Below are 16,268 nucleotides of genomic sequence, written 5' to 3'. Positions count from 1 at the left end.
TCAACGGCACCGTTCCCAACGACAGACGACGTAAAAGGGGCGGCATAGCCCGCCCCGAGAGGTCTTACCACATCAGCCGGCCGATCAACGGCGCGGCCACTACCGTGATAATTCCCGCCAGCATCATCACCAGGCTCGACACTACGCCCTCCTGCGGCCCCAGCTCATAGGCGCGGGCGGTGCCGGCGCCGTGCGACGAGGCGCCAAATCCGGCTCCCTTCGCCAGGCGGCTACGCACCGCCAGGCGCAGGAACAGAATATCGCCCACCGCCATGCCAAATACCCCAGTGATCACCACGAACAACGCCACCAGGTCCGGCTGGCCGCCCATCTGCTTGGCAGCCTCCAGCGCGAATGGCGTGGTGATCGAACGTACCGCCAGGCTGCGCTGCACCTCTTCCGGCAACGTCAGCAGTCGCGCCAGCCACACCGAGCTGTACACCGCCACCAGCACCGCCGTCGTTACGCCGGCGGTCAGCGACAGCCAGTGGCGGCGAATGATATGCAGGTTCTCGTACACCGGCACCGCGAAGGCGATGGTCGCCGGCCCCAACAGCCACAGCAGCCAGTGGGTTTCACCGATGTAGTCCTGATAGGAAATGTGGGTGACCACCAGCAGCAACACCAGAATCATCGGCGTCAGCACCAACGGCATCAGCAGCAGCGTGCGGCGGCGGCGATAGAGTTTCTTGTTGGCGAAGTACAGCGCCAGCGTCGCCAGAAAACAGGCCAGGCTAAGGATGAAATCATTCATGGCGCTGCTTCCGTCGCTGCAGCCAAATCTCCAGCCGATACACCCTGTCCACCACCAGCCCGGTGGCGCCCAGCGTCAGCATAGTGCTAACCGCGATCACCAGAAAGATCTTCCAGCCCTCGACCATCAGCAGCTGGGCATAGTTGACCACCGCCACCACCGCCGGCACGAAAAACAGCAGCATTTCCGCCAGCAGCCAGCGGGAACCGGCCTTGACCCAGCTCAGCGGCAGAATGCGCAGCAGGATCAGCGCCAACAGCATCAGCATGCCGACGATATTGGCGGGAAGCGGCAGGTGGAATTGTTGCACCAGACGATCGGCGATCAGGAACAGCGCCGCATACAACGCCACCTGAATCGGCACCTGCAAACGGGTCAGCAGGGAGGGGGCTACGCGGCGTAACGCCAGAGACATGAAAGATGACCTCAAACAATAAATTGACGGCCTACAGTATACGCAGCCGGGAAACCACGCCTGAAATGAATTAAAATTATCGACATCATGCCGTCTGGGAATAGTTTCCCACCGGTAGCGTCCCCAAGGAGAACCCTAACGTGGATGTCCGCACCCTGCGCTACTTCGTTGAAGTGGTGCGCCAGCAAAGCTTCACCCGCGCGGCGGAAAAACTGTTCGTCACCCAGCCCACCATCAGCAAGATGCTGCGGCATCTGGAGGAGGAGCTGGAGTGCACGCTGCTGATCCGCGAAGGCCGCAAGCTGCGTCTGACCGACAGCGGCCAGGCGGTGTATCAGCGCGGCCTGACGATCCTCGACGAATTCCGCCAGTTGGAGGCGGAGCTGGAAGACATCGGTTCAGTGAAAAAAGGGGTGCTGCGGCTCGGCATTCCGCCGATGGTCGGCAGGCAGATCGCCGATCTGATCCGCCGTTTTCGCCAGACCTACCCCGGCATCGAATTAAAAATTTCCGAACTGGGCGGGCTGTCGGTCGAGCAGGCGGTGATGTCCGGCGAGCTGGATCTGGCGATGACGGTGCTGCCCTTCGATTCGGAACAGCCGCTGACCTTTCTGCCGCTGCTGGGCCATCCGATGTGCGTGGTGGCGCCGCGCACGCCGCAGTGGCTCAATCGCACCCGCATCAATATCGCCGAATTGGCCGACAGCCCAATCCTGATTTATAACGAGGACTTCGCGCTGTACAAGATGCTGATGAAGGCGTTTAGCCAGGCCGGTTTTGAGCCGCAAATCGCGGTGCGCAGCGGCCAGTGGGACTTCCTCGCCTCGATGGTGCAGGCCGGCGTGGGCATCGCCATGCTGCCGGAACCGGTCTGCCGCTGGCTGGACAAGGAAAACCTGGTTTGGCTGCCGCTGGAGCCGCGCATGGAGTGGCGGGTCGGGCTGATCTGGCGGCAGGGCAGCTATCTGTCACACAGCGCGCAGGCCTGGATCGCCTGCTGCCGCGACTACTGGCCGCCGGTCAAGTAGCCAAAAAAACAAGGGCCGCACAGGCGGCCCTTCGGGGCGGAAATAAGAGGAAAAACGTTTATTCCTCGTCTGAAGTTTACCCTTCGCGCTCGATCAGCAGCGCTTCGAGCAAGTCGAGATCGTGCAGCAGTTTTTGCAGCGTCTCGTTGCTGATTTTCTGCGTGGCGCGCAGGTGGTACAGCTCGCCGCGCTCGGCGCGCAGCGCCGTCAGGCGGAAACGCCGCTCGAGGTTTTCCATCGCCAGCGCATTCTCGATGTCGTCTTTCGAGGCGATGCGCCGCCGCAGCATGCCCGTCACCCGCGAGCTGACCTCTTTCAATACCTGCGGATCGAGGTTCTCTTCGGTATCGGCAACCAGGCGCTCTTCCATTTTATTCACGCTCTCGATCGCCACTTCGGCCGCCATGGCGATCGCCATGCGCTCTTCCTGCTTGCTGGCGCTCTTGTCGGTCACCTGCACGCCGCGCAGCAGCAGCGGCAACGCCAGCACGCCGACGATCAACGACAGCAGGATCACCCCGGCGGCGATAAACACCAGTTGATAGCGCGCCGGGAAGGCGGTGCCGTCACTCAACAACAGCGGTATCGACAGCACACCGGCCAGGGTAATCGCCCCGCGCACCCCGGCGAACGACGCCACCCACAGCTCACGCGTGCTGTAATCGCCGAACTGCAGCGGGCGCTTTTTCATAAAGCGGTTGCTGGTTTTCTTCATTACCCACAGCCAGGTGAAGCGCAGCACCAGCAGCGCGGCGTAGATGGTGGCCACGTCGGCGAACAGGTACCAGGTCTGAATCGTCGGATCCAGCTCCGCCTGCAGGATAGAGGTCTCGAGAATACCCGGCAGCTGCAGGCCCAACATGATGAACACCATGCCGTTGAACACGAACTCCAGCATCGCCCATACGCTGTTGGCGCGCAGGCGCATCGCCAGCGGTGCGTTGCGGATCACGCCGGACTGGCTGATGGTCATCCCCGCCGCTACCGCCGCCAGGATGCCGGAGACGCCGATATGTTCGGCGATCAGATAAGAGGCGAACGGCAGCAGCAGCAGGAACACGATCTGGGTCGCCGGATCGTCGCCGCTCCAGCGGCTCATCACCCGCAGCGATTTACTGTAGGTCCAGGTGACCGCCACACCGGCCAGCAGGCCGCCGATCGCCACTTTGAGGAACTCGAGGGTTGCGCCGCCCACGGTGAACACCATGGTGCCCATCGCCACCGCGATGGCGAACTTGAGCGACACCAGGCCGGAGGCGTCGTTCATCAGCGCCTCGCCCTCGAGCACGCCCATGATCGGCTTGGGAATGCGCCCTTTACCGACGATGCCGGACAGCGCCACGGCGTCGGTCGGCGACAGCACCGCCGCCAGCGCGAAGGCCGCCACCAGCGGAATGCCCGGCACCATGGCGTAGATCAGATAGCCGACGCCGACCACGGTGATCAGCACCAGCACCAGCGCCAGGCCGAGAATTTCACGCCCGTGATGCAGGAACTCGCGCGTCGGCGTTTTCCAGCCGTCGGCGAACAGCAGCGGCGGGATGAACAGCACCAGGAACAGTTCGGGATCAAAGTCGACGTGCAGCCCGAAATGCGGCCAGGCCAACAGCGCCCCGATGGCGATTTGCATCAGCGGCAGCGGCACCTGGAACGGCAACATGCGCGTCACCACCCCGGACAGGGAGACCACCAGGATCAAAATGAGGATTGTAAAAAAGATTTCCATGCTTTCCTTAGACTCTACGATTCAGACGACATCGGCTCAGGGCCTGCGTTGGTCCCGATAGTAGATCACTTTTTTTACAGCGGTTAAAGCTTGTTGTGCCTTTCAAAACGCGGTGCAGAGCAGAAGAAGACTTATCTTAAGAAGGGAGATGCCGTGCATGCTTCCCCCGCCCGCCGGGCGAGGGAAACGAGGCGTGATTAAATCGCCCAGCCGCCGGCGTAAAACGCCACCAGCGCTACGGCGATCAGCACGGTGCCGATGTTCAGCTTGCGCCATTCGCCGGAGAAGATGCGGCCGATGACCAGCGAGCTGAAGCCCAGCATGATGCCGGTGACGATGTTGCAGGTCAGCACGATGAATACCGCGCACAGCAGGCCGGCCATCGCATCGACGAAGTCGTTGAAGTCCAGCTTGGTGACGTTGCTCAACATCAGCAGGCCGACGTACATCAACGCCGGTGCAGTGGCATAGACCGGTACCAGATAGGCCAGCGGCGACAGGAACAGGATCAGCAGGAACAGAATGCCGACCACGGTGGCGGTCAGGCCGGTCTTGCCGCCCGCGGCGGTGCCGGCGGCGGACTCGATGTAGACGGCGGCGGGTGCGGCGCCCACCAGGCCGGAGAAGATGCTGCTCAGGGAATCCGAGGTCAGCGCCTTGCCACCGCTGATGATCTGCCCGTCTTTATCCAGCAGGTTGGCCTGCCCGGCCACCGCGCGGATGGTGCCGGTGGCGTCGAACACCGCGGTCATCACCAGCGCCAGCACGCTCGGCAACACCACCGGCTGCAGCGCGCCCATGATATCCAGGCTGAAGATCAACGATTTGCCATCAGCGTCCGCCAAGCTCGGCATGGCGAACAGCCCCTGGTATTTCACCGCCGGATCGAAGATCAGACCGATGATGGAAATGGCGATGATCACCAGCAGAATGCCGCCGGGCACGCGCAGTTTCTCCAGCCCGAAGATCACCGCCAGACCGACCAACGTCATCACCACCGGGAAGGAGGTGAAGGCACCGAGCGCTACCGGCAGGCCATCCAGCGGGTTCTTCACCACCAGGCCGACGCCGTTGGCGGCGATCAGCAGCAGGAACAGGCCGATGCCGATGCCGGTGCCGTGCGCCACGCCCATCGGCAGGTTGCGCAGGATCCAGGCGCGAATGCCGGTCACCGAGATGACGGTAAACAGCACGCCCATCAGGAACACTGCGCCCAGCGCCACCGGGATGCTGATGTGTTGGCCCAGCACCAGGCTGAACGCGGTGAAAGCGGTCAACGAGATCGCACAGCCGATGGCCATCGGCAGATTAGCCCACAACCCCATCAACAGCGATCCCAGACCAGCCACCAGGCAGGTGGAGACGAACACCGCCGCCGGCGGGAAACCCGCCTTGCCCAGCATGCTCGGCACTACGATCACCGAGTACACCATCGCCAGGAAGGTGGTCAGCCCCGCCACCACTTCCTGGCGCACGCTGCTGCCGCGCGCGGAAATTTTAAAATAGCCATCAAGCCCGCCGGTTGGTTTTGCGGCGTGGTTCGCTTGAGAGTTCGACATAGGTTACTTCCCCTGTGTTTCATGAATCGGCCCGTCGCAGCAGGCCTGTAATCTCGCCCGCGCCTGATCGCCACGTAATCGTTTACGTCACGTTCCGCTTCCTTGCCCTTCCGTCGCACCGCCAACGGCGATGCGCACCAAGGCAAACGTTTAACTCGCAGCGCGCGGTACGGGTGATTTATGGTGGTTTATTCAAGGCAAACGATTATCCTGCCTTCCCTGGCGTCTAATCAACTAAAGATCGCGGCAAATTATGCAGAAAATGACGGGAATGGCTTCTGCACGAAAAGACGGGGCGACCGGACGCCCCGAGCGACATCTTCCACGACGACATTATTGCGTCTGCACCGCACTGGGATCCATGTACATCAGCTCCCAGATATGGCCGTCCAGATCCTGGAATCCGTGGCCGTACATCACGCCATAATCCCGCGGCTGGTGGTAGGTATTGCCGCCGCCGGCGATCGCCTTGCGCACCAGTTCGTCGACCGCCGCCCGGCTGGGTTGCGACAGACAAACCAGCACCTCGGTGGCCTGCCTGGCGTCGCCGATCGGATTTGGGGTAAACATGCTGAATTTGTCGTGGGTCAGCAGCATCACGTAAATCGTCTCGCTGACCACCATGCAGGCGGCGGTATCGTCGGTAAATTGCGGGTTGAAACTGAATCCCAACTGGGTGAAAAACGCCATCGAGGCGGGCAGATCGCGTACGGGCAGATTAACGAAGATTTGCGTAGCCATGGGCTACCTCCGATGAAGAATGACCTCATCGAGTATAGCCCATCGCTTTAACTCAGCAGATCGTAAGGGCCGCCCTGCTCCAGCGCCCGTTGATAGGCCGGCCGGGCATGAATGCGCTGCAGGAAGCCGCGCAGTTTCGGGCAATTGTCCAGCGCGCCGCGCGCCGCCATCGCCTCCAGCGGGAAACTCATCTGGATGTCCGCCGCACTGAAGTCGTTGCCGACGAACCAGCTGCCCTTGTTCAGGTGCTGCTCAAGGTACTCGCAGTGCGGCGCGATCTGCTTGTCGAGGTATTCGCGCTGCACGCCTTTGCCGATCGCGCCCGCCACCGGCCGCAGCAGCCACGGGATCGGCGGCTGGCCAAGACGGCTGAACACCAGCTTCATCACCAACAGAGGCATCAGCGATCCTTCCGCGTAGTGCAGCCAGTAGCGGTATTGCTGACGCGCGTGGAAATCGGTCGGCATGAACATGCCTTGCGCGTCATAGGCTTCCTGCAAATATTCGATAATGGCGCCGGATTCCGCCAGCGTCAGATCGCCGTCGACGATCACCGGCGATTTGCCCAGCGGGTGGATCTTTTTCAGCGCCGGCGGCGCCAGCATGGTGTTCGGATCGCGCTCGTAGCGTTGCACCTGATAGGGCACGCCCAGTTCTTCCAGAAACCACAGAATGCGCTGCGAACGCGAGTGATTGAGATGATGAACAATGATCATGACGAGGCTCCTGTCCGTTGCCACACCAGCTCGCCAACCTGCAAGCCGTTGCCGAGCTGCAGCGGAACCGTGCGCAACGTCAGCCGATCGCCGCTGAAAGCGTAAAAGCGTATCTGACGGCTGCCGATCCAGTTGGGGAACGAACAGCCTTCGACCTGATGCACCACCTGCAGCTCGCTTTCCTCCACCTGATAGCGGCCGAAGTAGCAAATCATATTGATGAAAGCGGTATGGATCTCGCGTTCGGACCCCTGCGCCAAATCAGCGGCGGCGAAACGCGGCCGCACGGCGCTGTAGAGCTGCGCCGCCATCGTGCCATTGGCCTCATAGTGGATGCGCCCCAACACCTGCTCACCCAGCGGATAATTCAACTCGCCATCCTGATTTTTAAACGCCGACGACACCAGCGCCCAGCTGCCGATAAACGCGTTTACCGTCATCAGTCTTCTCCGGTTAAGGATCGTCTGTAAAGGGTAGTGATGATTTTTACCGCGCGCCAGCGGGTGAAAAACAATCAATTTATTTGAATGAAATACTCAAAACTCTCCGATTTTTTATTCCGACCTGCCGCACTACTATTTAACACATCGAGAGACAACGAGCTCTCACCCAATCAATACGCTGAGGAATACATCATGAAAAACGTCAAAATTTTTGCTACCGCTGCACTGCTGGCTACCGCTTCTTTCGCTACCTTCGCCTCTGACCTGCCAACCAGCCAGCCTGCCGCAGACGCTCAGAAAATCGGCGTAGTCTCCGTGAGCGGCGCCGCCAACCTGAGCGCGCTGGAAAGCGAACTGGCCAGCAAAGCCGCCGCATCGGGCGCCAGCTCATACCGCATCGTCGCAGCCGGCGGTCAGAACAAACTGTACGGCACCGCAGAAATCTTCAACTGATCGTCGAACAGCTAACCGACGGAAGAAAGAAGCCCCGCAAGGGGCTTTTCTCGTTTTAGCGGGCGTCAAAGCGTGCCGCCAGCTTCTGCAGGCGAAACTGCTCGGTGATGTAATCGACGAATACCCGGGTTTTGGTCGGCAAAAATTTGGTGGTGGGAAAATAGAGGTAGACGCTGCCGCGATCGACATACCAGCCCGGCAGAACCCGCACCAGACGGCCGCTTTCCAGATAAGGCGCCGCATTCGGCATGCCGATCAGCGCGATGCCCCCCCCCATCTCCGCCGCCCGCGCGGCCGCTTCCGGTTCGTTGACCGTCATCGTGACCGACATCGCCGGCGCCCGCTGCTCATTGACCGCGTTGCGCAGCGGCTGATGGCGGATACGCCCGGTTTGCGGCGAGCGGATAAAGATGCCCGCATGTTCCGCCAACTGCTCCGGCTCCGTCAGCGGCGGCCGCTGCCGCAGATACTCCGGCGAGGCCACCAACACCCCATGAGCCGGCGCCAGCTCACGCGCGATGATGCCCTGCGCCAATTCGATGCCGCCGCCCAATGCCGCATCGAAGTGCTCACCGATCAGATCGACCTGGCGGTTGTCGAAATGCCAGTCCGGCACGATCGCCGGATAACGCGCCAGAAAGTCCGGCAGCATCGGCAAGACGAAATGCAGACCAAAGGCGGTGCCCATGCTGACCTTCAGCCCGCCGGCCGCCGCGCCGCCGCCGCTGCTCAGCCCTTTCAATGCGCACTGGATCGATTGTAATCCGCCGCTCACCTCGCTGAGAAAACGCTCCCCCGCCTCGGTGAGGATCAGCTTGCGGGTATTGCGCTGAAACAGCCGCACGCCAACCACCGCTTCCAGCCGGGTGACATTCTTGCTCACCGCTGCCGGGCTGATGCCCAGCTTGCGGCCGGCGGCGGAAAAGCTGCCGTTTTCCGCGCTGCTGACGAAGCACTCCAGATGTCCCAGCATGTTTTTCCTCTATGGATTTTAAACTTATGGTTTGAACTGATTATAGCTCTTTGTGGCTAGTTACCGCGCGGGCGATCCCAGATACTGACCGTAACGGTTTTCCCTTACCCACTCTGGAGACACAGCATGACCACAGCACAAACTCTGCAAGGTAAAGTCGCATTCGTTCAGGGCGGCTCGCGCGGCATCGGCGCCGCCATCGTGAAACGGCTGGCGAGCGAAGGCGCCGCCGTCGCCTTTACCTACGCCGCCTCGGCCGATCGCGCCGACGCGGTGGTGAACGCCATCACCGCCGCCGGCGGCAAAGCCCTCGCCATCAAGGCCGACAGCGCCGATGCGGCGGCGCTGCAGCAGGCGGTACGCCAGGCGGTGAACCTCTTCGGCAACCTGGATATTCTGGTGAATAACGCCGGGGTATTTACGCTGGGTGGCACCGAAGAGCTGGAGCTGGACGACCTGGACCGCATGCTGGCGGTCAACGTGCGCAGCGTGTTCGTCGCCAGCCAGGAAGCGGCGCGCCACATGAACGACGGCGGCCGCATCATCCACATCGGCAGCACCAACGCCGAGCGCGTGCCGTTCGGCGGCGCCGCGGTCTATGCGATGAGCAAATCGGCCCTGGTCGGTTTGACCAAAGGCATGGCGCGCGATCTCGGCCCGCGCGGTATCACCGTCAATAACGTGCAGCCCGGCCCGGTGGACACCGAGATGAACCCGGACGCCGGCGAGTTCGCCGATCAACTCAAGCAGTTGATGGCGATCGGCCGCTACGGCAAAGATGAAGAGATCGCCGGCTTCGTCGCCTACCTGGCCGGCCCGCAGGCGGGTTATATCACCGGCGCCAGCCTGAGCATCGACGGTGGCTTCTCGGCATAACCATCTCTGAAATGCAAACAGCCCCGTGAAGGGGCTTTTTTATAGAAAAAATATCATTAAATAAGGAAGCATTATTTGGCTTAATCACATTAATGCCACACTCGATACCTTTTTTGAATCGACAACTTTGAAATTCTCTTGTCATTACAGCCAATGCCATACTGCCCAGTCACCCTATGGAGAAGTTAATATGAAAGAAAGAACGCTAGGCAATGGTTTAACCGTATCGGCTATGGGTTTTGGCGCGATGGGATTGAGTGAGTTCTATGGCGACACCGATGATAATACATCGCTGACGGTATTAAAAACGGTGATTGACACTGGCGTCAATTTTATTGACACCGCCAACTTATATGGTCGTGGACATAACGAAAGGTTATTAGGCCATTTCCTTGCCACGCTGGGCCATGCACAGCGCAACAAAATAAAAATTGCCACAAAATGCGGTATCGATCGCTCCGATGACAATGCCTACGCGCGCCGCATCAATAATCAACCTGATTATATTCGCCGTTGCTGTCATGAGTCACTGCAGCGGTTGGGAGTCGAGCGTATCGATCTCTATTACCTGCACCGCGTCGATCCCCAAGCGGATATTGAGGAGAGCATGAGCTGTCTGTCACAGCTGGTGAAAGAAGGCAAGATTGCGCAGGTGGGCTTATGCGAAGTCTCTGCTGCCACATTGGAAAAAGCGCACCATGTTCATCCGATCAGCGCCTTGCAAACCGAATATTCACTCTGGACACGCGATATCGAAGAAAACGTGCTGCCGACAGCCATGCGTTTGGGCGTCGGCGTTGTTCCTTACTCTCCGTTAGGCCGGGGATTCCTGACCGGGAAATATCTCAGCAATCAGGCCTTCGCCGATAATGATTTCCGCAAAAACAATGAACGATTCATTCAGAGTAATATCGAGCATAATGCTAAAATCCTGCAGGCGATCGCCCCGCTGGCGGAAAAGCATCAATGCACGCCTGGACAAATTTCGTTAGCCTGGTTACTGGCTAAATATGAGAAAATCGTCCCCATTCCTGGCACCAAAAACAGTCATTACGCTATCGAAAATGCCCAAGCGGAGAACATCAGACTGACTGAAGAAGATTTAACCTTGCTTAATACATTAAAGGAAAAAATAACAATTATGGGAGAGCGTTATAGCCCAGAGGGAATGAAAGGCGTGAACGCCTGATAATATCAATAAAAAGAGGGCTGAAATATCAGCCCTCTTTTTTATGCTTAATTTATTTTCTCATTACGCTGAGGGCTACCCCCTCACCGCCCCCCACGCACAAAGCGGCAATACCTTTATTCAACCGGTTACGCTGCATATGATGAATCAGCGTAACCAGAATGCGGCAACCGGAAGCGCCGATTGCGTGCCCCAACGCGATCGCGCCGCCATGCGGATTGACCCGTTGCGGATCGATGCCAGATGCCGACATCACCGCCAGCGCCTGGGCAGCGAAAGCCTCGTTGGACTCGAGCGCCTCCACCTCGTCCGCATGCCAGTTTTGTTTATTCATGCACTGACGAATCGCCTCGATCGGCGCCGCCCCCATGATTTCCGGTTCGATGCCGGAGTTGCTGAAATGCCCCAGTACCGCCAGCGGCTCCAGCCCGAGGCTCTCCGCTTTCTCCCGGCTACACAGCAGCACCGCCGCAGCACCGTCATTGAGCGATGAAGCATTGCCCGCCGTTACCGTACCCGCTTTTTGAAACACCGGCTTCAGCAACGACAGTTTTTCGTAACTCGTCTCCCGCGGCCCTTCATCCTGCTCGAAACGCGTTACCTCACCTTTGCGACTCACCGACTCAATCGCCACGATCTCATCGCGGAACAGGCCATTCTGCTGCGCTGCCAGAGCGCGCTGATGCGACAGAGCGGCATACTCGTCCTGCTGCGCCCGCGAGATATTGAATTGCCTGGCCACGTTCTCCGCCGTCACACCCATATGGAAATCGTGGAAAGCATCCCATAAACCGTCATGCACCAACGAATCCTTCAGTTCGCCGTGCCCTAAACGCTGACCTTTACGCGAATTGCCGATAAGGTGCGGCGCCAACGACATATTTTCCTGCCCCCCGGCGATCACCATCTCCGCTTCTCCGCTTTGGATAGCCTGCATCGCCAGATGCACCGCCTTAAGCCCCGAGCCACAGACCTTATTGATCGTCAGCGTCTGGGTCGTCACCGGCAATCCCGCCAAAAGCGCCGTTTGTCGGGCGGGGTTCTGGCCGCACCCGGCGGTCAGCACCTGCCCTATGATCACCTGCTCAACCTCTTGTGCCGCCACCCCGCTTTCGGCCAACAGCGCCTTCACCACAGCGCTCCCCAGCGCCGTCGCCGGCTTGTCGGATAGCGCCCCTTGAAAACTGCCTGTCGCCGTACGCTTTGCCGCCACCACCACCACATCTCTCATCACGATTGTCCTTAATCTTCTGGTTGCGCGGCGTGCTGAGCGACGGCAGCGCGATAAACGGTAAGCGCATTCATGCAGGCGGGAACCCCGGCATAGATCGCCATTTGAATCACAATTTCCAGCAGTTCCCGTTGCGTCACCCCCACGTTCAGCGCCGCACGCATATGGAGTTCCAACTGGGCGGATGCATTACCCAAAGTGATAAGCGAAGCAACGGTGATCATCTCCCGGCTCTTGAGATCCAATCCTTCACGCCCTACCACCGCGCCAAAAGCATAATCGGTGATCAAACGCGGCAGGTCGTCGTCCAACTCCCGCAGACGGCCGGTCACCTTATCGGCCAAGCCCGTTTCAAGCCGATCCATAATCGCGCGCCCGTGCTGCGTCAACGCATCCCCGCTTCTCATGGCGCTTCTCCCACCAGCGCCGCTGCTTGTTCGGCTTTTACCGGAATCATCGCGATCAGCAGCAACGAGAGCGCAATGGCGATACCCGCGATCATCAATAACGCAGGAATGCTGTACAACGACACCAGCCATGCGCCTGCCAACGCGCCGCAGCCGATGGCACCATTAAAGAAGGAGACGTAAATCGCTGAAGCGGGGAACGCATTTTCACCGGCCAGGCGCAGCACCCAGGTTTGGAAACCGACGAAGATGCCGGAAACGGCCAGGCCCCAGACGATCACCAACGCCAGAATTTCCGCACTCGTCAGGCTGTTGCCCATCTGGCCAAGGGTCAGCAGCGTTGCGGCGATCAGCACGACAGACAGCACCACCATCGGTTTCAACCATTTGTCGATAAACACGCCGGTGACAAAGTTGCCCGCCAGGCCGGCAATACCGAAAACGAAAAGCATCACCGGGATCATGCTGGAAGTGACTGCCCCAACGCTGTGCAACCAGGGTTCAATAAAGGTGAATGCAGCGAAATGCGCCGTGATGGCCAGCAAAGTCGCACCGTAGATGCGCCACAGCGCGCCTGAACGCAATACGCGAGCCAATGCCTCGAAGCCGAGGGCGCTACTGGCCTTCACCTTCGGCACGACCAAAGCAATTCCCACCAATGCAATCACACTCAGCAGAGACATCAACCAAAAAGCAGGCCGCCAGCCGACGTTCAGCCCGATATAATTCGACAGCGGCACACCGAATACGCTGGCCGCAGAGACGCCACCGAAAACGATGGACGTGGCCAGCCCGATGAATCTTGTCGGCACCAGCGATACCGCCGTTGCACCGATCATCGCCCAGAATGCGCCGTGCGCCAAAGCGCCGATCACGCGGGCAGCCAGTAACCAGTGGTAATTTTCAACCATGGCGCACAGACTGTTGGAGACCAGGATGATCAGCGTCAACGTCAGCAACAGCAGCTTTTTAGGCAAGTTGCCCAGAAACAGCGAAGACAACAGTGCGCTGATCGCGCCAACCCACGCATAGAGCGTGACTGTCAGGCCGATCATCGACTCTGACTGGTGCAGGCCTTCGGCCATCGGCGTCAACAGGCCGATAGGCGCTAATTCAGTGGTAACAATGGTGAACGTGGACAGGGCCAAGATCACCAATGCCAACCAGGTTTTAATGCTCAATGGCTGATTGTCACTTGATAAATTTTTCATCGTATCCTCAATTAATTGGGAGCATTTTCCGCCAGCATGTTCCAATTATTCCGGCGCGCATATTCCGCCAGGTTTGAATGTTCGCCTACACAAACGGGGTTGCCCGTCGCTGACAGCATCGGAATATCAGAGAGATCGTCGCCATAGGCGAAACTTTTTCTCAAATCGATATTATGGCTTTGGCTAAATGACAATAGCGCCCGCTGCTTGCCCTGCCCGATCGTTTGCGGCTCACCGATTTCCCCGGTCAGTTTCCCTTTCGCATCCAACAGCAATTGAGTGCAAAGAATGGCATCGGCGCCGAGCCTCAACCCTAACGGTTTCAATAACGGCAACATGGAGCCTGAAATAAAAACGGTGAGATGCCCGCTGATTTTATGGCGCTGAAAACGATCGACGGCAGAGGCGATATAAGCATCCTGTTCCTGCAGATATTCATGAAACCAGTCCTCCGCTACCTGATAAACATCATCGATATCTATGCCGGAAAACTGCCTGTAATACATACGATTGAGCACCTCTCGCGGCACGCCTTCTGCAACCGCCTGTTGAAAGCGTTTAATAAATTCCTCATAAGCTTTCTGAGTGCCGCGAACATTGCTCCAATAATGATAAAAATGGAACATGCTCTTCATTTTAATCAAGGTTTCATCTACATCGAAAAATGCCGCAGCAGACGTCACGCTTCCTCCTCATAAGTCTTGCGGCGGCTTTTCACCGGAAAAGCGGTATCGTTACCCAATACACCGGCATCCGCCCAACGCGATGGCGAAATTTCGCTGATGACAACGGAAATCTTGTCTAACGGCGCCCCACAATGTAAATGGACCGAGTGCGTAATTTCTTCGATGAGTTTTTTCACTTTAGTCTCATCATTCATTTTCCAGGTAGTAACTTGAACAACTGGCATAGGAAACCTTATTCCACAGTGGTAAATTCGCTAAAAGATAATGCAGGCAATTTCAGATGCGCATGAATATCGCCCCCCAATCCATAAATGCCTATCGCGCCGCCAAAGCTCTGGCGACAGCTCATAAATAAAACCACGACATTAATCACCCGGTTGCTATTTTCGCTCGCGGCCGGGAAAGGGTTGGGCAATTCAGCCCAAAATTCGGCGTGGCCCTGCGCGTCTGTCACGAACACGTTGGGGATCCCCAGTGGTCCCGGCCGGGTTGGCGCAAGCGGCGACAGGTCACGCTCTCGCAAGCTCATCACGGTATAAACGCTATTCGGCACCAGATAATGAAAGCGGAAATCGAAACGGGCCGAGCGGCGATCTTCACTGAGGCTAACGACGAGTTCGCCTTGCGCCGTCATCCAATCGGCCAAAGTAATCGCCGGCAGCCGGCGCGGGCCGTCGGTGGTTCGCATGTCGGCGATGTAGCCTTCATGCAGCGGCACGCTTGGCCTGCGATCGTTAGCGGCCTCCGGCCGTTGCTCCGGTGCAAACGTCATCGGGTAGTTATTCAGCGGCAACGGCAGCGGCAGCGTGTACAGGGTGATATCCGCCAACTGTTCGGCCGTCAATGTCTGCAGTTCGTCGATGACGGTATAGGGTAAAGCCTGGCCAAACGCGGGTAATGGGCTGTTTTTATCTACAATTGCGCCCCCCCACTCAATGCCGTTTTGGCGCGGGATCTGCCCGATGACCACAAAGTTTCCCTTGGCATCCACAACCTCCGCAGGGGGGTAAAGCGGCCCCTGCGTGGTCACGGCCAGAGAGTAGCGCTGGCCGTTAGTCTCAGGCATGCACGCCCCCTCTTTCACTCGGGACGCCGAGACCGGCATTCTGCAAAAGGGTATGCGTCATCTCTGTCGCCAACACCGCTTCTTTTTCACCGATAACCGAAGCCGGATAAACGGTAAACGATACCGACATGCTCGCGCACAGCGTAGTGTGCTGAGAGATGCGGATCTCCGCTTTGAAGCGCGCGCGGCGTTCATTCACGTTCTGCTCCACCAACTCATAGTGGACAATCGCCGGCAACGGGAACAGGAAGTTTTCAAACTTGATGTTCATATCATTGATGACATAGTAGGATTTTCCTGCGCTGTCAGGCAGGTAGAATTCTTCGGTGACAGCAATAAAGGTTTGGCGACACGCCTCAACCAAAATCATCCCCTGAATATGTTGTCCCGTCTGGTGGTCGGCCATCAGTTCACAACGTTCATCAATCAGTAAAGGCAGAGTAAACAAGTTATCCTCAACTTTCTCTGCGGCGCCAATCAATGTGTTGTGATTTATTTTTTTATGCGAATAGGCGTTTCTTGCTGTCGCCGTCAGCTTTTCCAACTCGGTCAGATCTAATTTATTGTCATGACTTCTGTTGCGATGCTGGTTCTCCAGCACTTTCCCGGCATAATCATCGCGCACACCCTGGCCAACAATAAATTGGCTGTTAGTATCTATAATATGAGCAGGGATTTGAGTGATAAGTTCTAACTGGCTAATGGTTACAACGTCTTTACCGTTAGAGAACTCGCTAAACTTATCACCGACGACCACGATTTTCTTCGACATTGCTTGATTTTTCATTACAACC

The 16,268-nt window shown here is 58.2% G+C and carries 19 protein-coding genes; 4 read left to right on the top strand and 15 right to left on the bottom strand.

Annotated elements, in window-relative coordinates:
- Positions 1-64: 64 nt before the first annotated feature.
- Complete coding sequence (locus GKN89_RS14785) at positions 65-754, bottom strand: LrgB family protein (RefSeq protein ID WP_004936833.1); 690 nt, start codon at positions 752-754, stop codon at positions 65-67.
- On the bottom strand, positions 747-1,169 hold the full coding sequence (locus GKN89_RS14780) for a CidA/LrgA family protein (protein ID WP_004936830.1): 423 nt from the start codon (positions 1,167-1,169) through the stop codon (positions 747-749). Before GKN89_RS14780 ends, GKN89_RS14785 begins: the two co-directional genes overlap by 8 nt.
- A gap of 140 nt (positions 1,170-1,309) precedes the next feature.
- On the opposite strand from GKN89_RS14780, the gene GKN89_RS14775 reads away from it, so the two are divergent.
- On the top strand, positions 1,310-2,197 hold the full coding sequence (locus GKN89_RS14775; protein ID WP_019453187.1) for a LysR family transcriptional regulator: 888 nt from the start codon (positions 1,310-1,312) through the stop codon (positions 2,195-2,197).
- Between the two features lie 76 nt (positions 2,198-2,273).
- Here the strand turns inward: GKN89_RS14775 and GKN89_RS14770 are convergent, their stop codons facing one another.
- From GKN89_RS14770 to GKN89_RS14750, 5 genes are all read right to left on the bottom strand, one after another.
- A complete protein-coding gene (locus tag GKN89_RS14770; RefSeq protein WP_019453188.1) occupies positions 2,274-3,923 on the bottom strand; it encodes a Na+/H+ antiporter in 1,650 nt (549 codons plus the stop codon).
- Between the two features lie 197 nt (positions 3,924-4,120).
- Positions 4,121-5,482: an NCS2 family permease gene (locus GKN89_RS14765; RefSeq protein WP_063918680.1), complete on the bottom strand. Its 1,362-nt coding sequence runs from the start codon at positions 5,480-5,482 to the stop codon at positions 4,121-4,123.
- A 333-nt stretch (positions 5,483-5,815) separates the two neighbouring features.
- Positions 5,816-6,223, bottom strand: a complete 408-nt coding sequence (locus GKN89_RS14760; RefSeq protein WP_063918679.1) for a VOC family protein — start codon at positions 6,221-6,223, stop codon at positions 5,816-5,818.
- A gap of 47 nt (positions 6,224-6,270) precedes the next feature.
- Positions 6,271-6,939: a glutathione S-transferase family protein gene (locus tag GKN89_RS14755; RefSeq protein ID WP_019453191.1), complete on the bottom strand. Its 669-nt coding sequence runs from the start codon at positions 6,937-6,939 to the stop codon at positions 6,271-6,273.
- A complete protein-coding gene (locus GKN89_RS14750) occupies positions 6,936-7,379 on the bottom strand; it encodes a lipocalin-like domain-containing protein (RefSeq protein ID WP_019453192.1) in 444 nt (147 codons plus the stop codon). The genes GKN89_RS14755 and GKN89_RS14750 overlap by 4 nt, the downstream gene beginning before the upstream one ends.
- A 195-nt stretch (positions 7,380-7,574) precedes the next feature.
- On the opposite strand from GKN89_RS14750, the gene GKN89_RS14745 reads away from it, so the two are divergent.
- A complete protein-coding gene (locus GKN89_RS14745; protein WP_154747268.1) occupies positions 7,575-7,835 on the top strand; it encodes a YdgH/BhsA/McbA-like domain containing protein in 261 nt (86 codons plus the stop codon).
- Positions 7,836-7,890: 55 nt separating this feature from the next.
- Here the strand turns inward: GKN89_RS14745 and GKN89_RS14740 are convergent, their stop codons facing one another.
- Positions 7,891-8,808, bottom strand: coding sequence for a LysR family transcriptional regulator (locus tag GKN89_RS14740; protein ID WP_154747267.1), 918 nt, complete (start codon positions 8,806-8,808; stop codon positions 7,891-7,893).
- A gap of 126 nt (positions 8,809-8,934) precedes the next feature.
- Between GKN89_RS14740 and GKN89_RS14735 the strand changes: the two genes are divergently transcribed.
- Together GKN89_RS14735 and GKN89_RS14730 are read left to right on the top strand one after the other, a co-directional pair.
- Positions 8,935-9,684 carry a 3-oxoacyl-ACP reductase family protein gene (locus tag GKN89_RS14735; protein WP_154747266.1) on the top strand — a complete coding sequence of 250 codons (750 nt, stop codon included), beginning with the start codon at positions 8,935-8,937 and terminating at the stop codon, positions 9,682-9,684.
- Between the two features lie 190 nt (positions 9,685-9,874).
- Positions 9,875-10,873 (top strand): aldo/keto reductase, encoded by a 999-nt coding sequence (locus GKN89_RS14730; protein ID WP_019453196.1) that lies wholly within the window; start codon positions 9,875-9,877, stop codon positions 10,871-10,873.
- Between the two features lie 52 nt (positions 10,874-10,925).
- Here GKN89_RS14730 and GKN89_RS14725 read toward each other — a convergent pair whose 3' ends face one another.
- The 7 genes from GKN89_RS14725 to GKN89_RS14695 are packed head-to-tail and all read right to left on the bottom strand — an operon-like array spanning position 10,926 to position 16,261.
- Complete coding sequence (locus GKN89_RS14725) at positions 10,926-12,104, bottom strand: acetyl-CoA C-acetyltransferase (RefSeq protein ID WP_025160131.1); 1,179 nt, start codon at positions 12,102-12,104, stop codon at positions 10,926-10,928.
- A gap of 11 nt (positions 12,105-12,115) precedes the next feature.
- Positions 12,116-12,511, bottom strand: coding sequence for a carboxymuconolactone decarboxylase family protein (locus GKN89_RS14720; RefSeq protein WP_019453198.1), 396 nt, complete (start codon positions 12,509-12,511; stop codon positions 12,116-12,118).
- Positions 12,508-13,722: an MFS transporter gene (locus GKN89_RS14715; protein ID WP_019453199.1), complete on the bottom strand. Its 1,215-nt coding sequence runs from the start codon at positions 13,720-13,722 to the stop codon at positions 12,508-12,510. Before GKN89_RS14715 ends, GKN89_RS14720 begins: the two co-directional genes overlap by 4 nt.
- 11 nt (positions 13,723-13,733) lie before the next feature.
- Positions 13,734-14,405: an HAD family phosphatase gene (locus tag GKN89_RS14710; RefSeq protein WP_019453200.1), complete on the bottom strand. Its 672-nt coding sequence runs from the start codon at positions 14,403-14,405 to the stop codon at positions 13,734-13,736.
- Positions 14,402-14,632 carry a tautomerase family protein gene (locus tag GKN89_RS14705; protein WP_025160132.1) on the bottom strand — a complete coding sequence of 77 codons (231 nt, stop codon included), beginning with the start codon at positions 14,630-14,632 and terminating at the stop codon, positions 14,402-14,404. Before GKN89_RS14705 ends, GKN89_RS14710 begins: the two co-directional genes overlap by 4 nt.
- An 8-nt stretch (positions 14,633-14,640) precedes the next feature.
- Complete coding sequence (locus tag GKN89_RS14700) at positions 14,641-15,474, bottom strand: hypothetical protein (protein ID WP_019453202.1); 834 nt, start codon at positions 15,472-15,474, stop codon at positions 14,641-14,643.
- Positions 15,467-16,261 (bottom strand): AfsA-related hotdog domain-containing protein, encoded by a 795-nt coding sequence (locus tag GKN89_RS14695; RefSeq protein WP_154747265.1) that lies wholly within the window; start codon positions 16,259-16,261, stop codon positions 15,467-15,469. Before GKN89_RS14695 ends, GKN89_RS14700 begins: the two co-directional genes overlap by 8 nt.
- Positions 16,262-16,268: the final 7 nt, after the last annotated feature.

Origin of the sequence: Serratia sp. YC16 (genome assembly GCF_009707615.1) — a bacterium.
Lineage (GTDB): Bacteria > Pseudomonadota > Gammaproteobacteria > Enterobacterales > Enterobacteriaceae > Serratia > Serratia surfactantfaciens.
The sequence above is the reverse complement of the archived record's forward strand: the minus strand, read 5'-3'. Positions and strand labels throughout refer to the sequence as shown.

Coding starts and splice junctions, on each gene's coding strand:
- GKN89_RS14780 (WP_004936830.1), bottom strand. CDS start 1,169: ATGTCTCTGGCGTTACGCCGCGTAGCCCCCTCCCTGCTGACCCGTTTG.
- GKN89_RS14735 (WP_154747266.1), top strand. CDS start 8,935: ATGACCACAGCACAAACTCTGCAAGGTAAAGTCGCATTCGTTCAGGGC.
- GKN89_RS14740 (WP_154747267.1), bottom strand. CDS start 8,808: ATGCTGGGACATCTGGAGTGCTTCGTCAGCAGCGCGGAAAACGGCAGC.
- GKN89_RS14695 (WP_154747265.1), bottom strand. CDS start 16,261: ATGAAAAATCAAGCAATGTCGAAGAAAATCGTGGTCGTCGGTGATAAG.
- GKN89_RS14755 (WP_019453191.1), bottom strand. CDS start 6,939: ATGATCATTGTTCATCATCTCAATCACTCGCGTTCGCAGCGCATTCTG.
- GKN89_RS14770 (WP_019453188.1), bottom strand. CDS start 3,923: ATGGAAATCTTTTTTACAATCCTCATTTTGATCCTGGTGGTCTCCCTG.
- GKN89_RS14700 (WP_019453202.1), bottom strand. CDS start 15,474: ATGCCTGAGACTAACGGCCAGCGCTACTCTCTGGCCGTGACCACGCAG.
- GKN89_RS14760 (WP_063918679.1), bottom strand. CDS start 6,223: ATGGCTACGCAAATCTTCGTTAATCTGCCCGTACGCGATCTGCCCGCC.
- GKN89_RS14725 (WP_025160131.1), bottom strand. CDS start 12,104: ATGAGAGATGTGGTGGTGGTGGCGGCAAAGCGTACGGCGACAGGCAGT.
- GKN89_RS14750 (WP_019453192.1), bottom strand. CDS start 7,379: ATGACGGTAAACGCGTTTATCGGCAGCTGGGCGCTGGTGTCGTCGGCG.
- GKN89_RS14705 (WP_025160132.1), bottom strand. CDS start 14,632: ATGCCAGTTGTTCAAGTTACTACCTGGAAAATGAATGATGAGACTAAA.
- GKN89_RS14720 (WP_019453198.1), bottom strand. CDS start 12,511: ATGAGAAGCGGGGATGCGTTGACGCAGCACGGGCGCGCGATTATGGAT.
- GKN89_RS14715 (WP_019453199.1), bottom strand. CDS start 13,722: ATGAAAAATTTATCAAGTGACAATCAGCCATTGAGCATTAAAACCTGG.
- GKN89_RS14785 (WP_004936833.1), bottom strand. CDS start 754: ATGAATGATTTCATCCTTAGCCTGGCCTGTTTTCTGGCGACGCTGGCG.
- GKN89_RS14745 (WP_154747268.1), top strand. CDS start 7,575: ATGAAAAACGTCAAAATTTTTGCTACCGCTGCACTGCTGGCTACCGCT.
- GKN89_RS14730 (WP_019453196.1), top strand. CDS start 9,875: ATGAAAGAAAGAACGCTAGGCAATGGTTTAACCGTATCGGCTATGGGT.
- GKN89_RS14765 (WP_063918680.1), bottom strand. CDS start 5,482: ATGTCGAACTCTCAAGCGAACCACGCCGCAAAACCAACCGGCGGGCTT.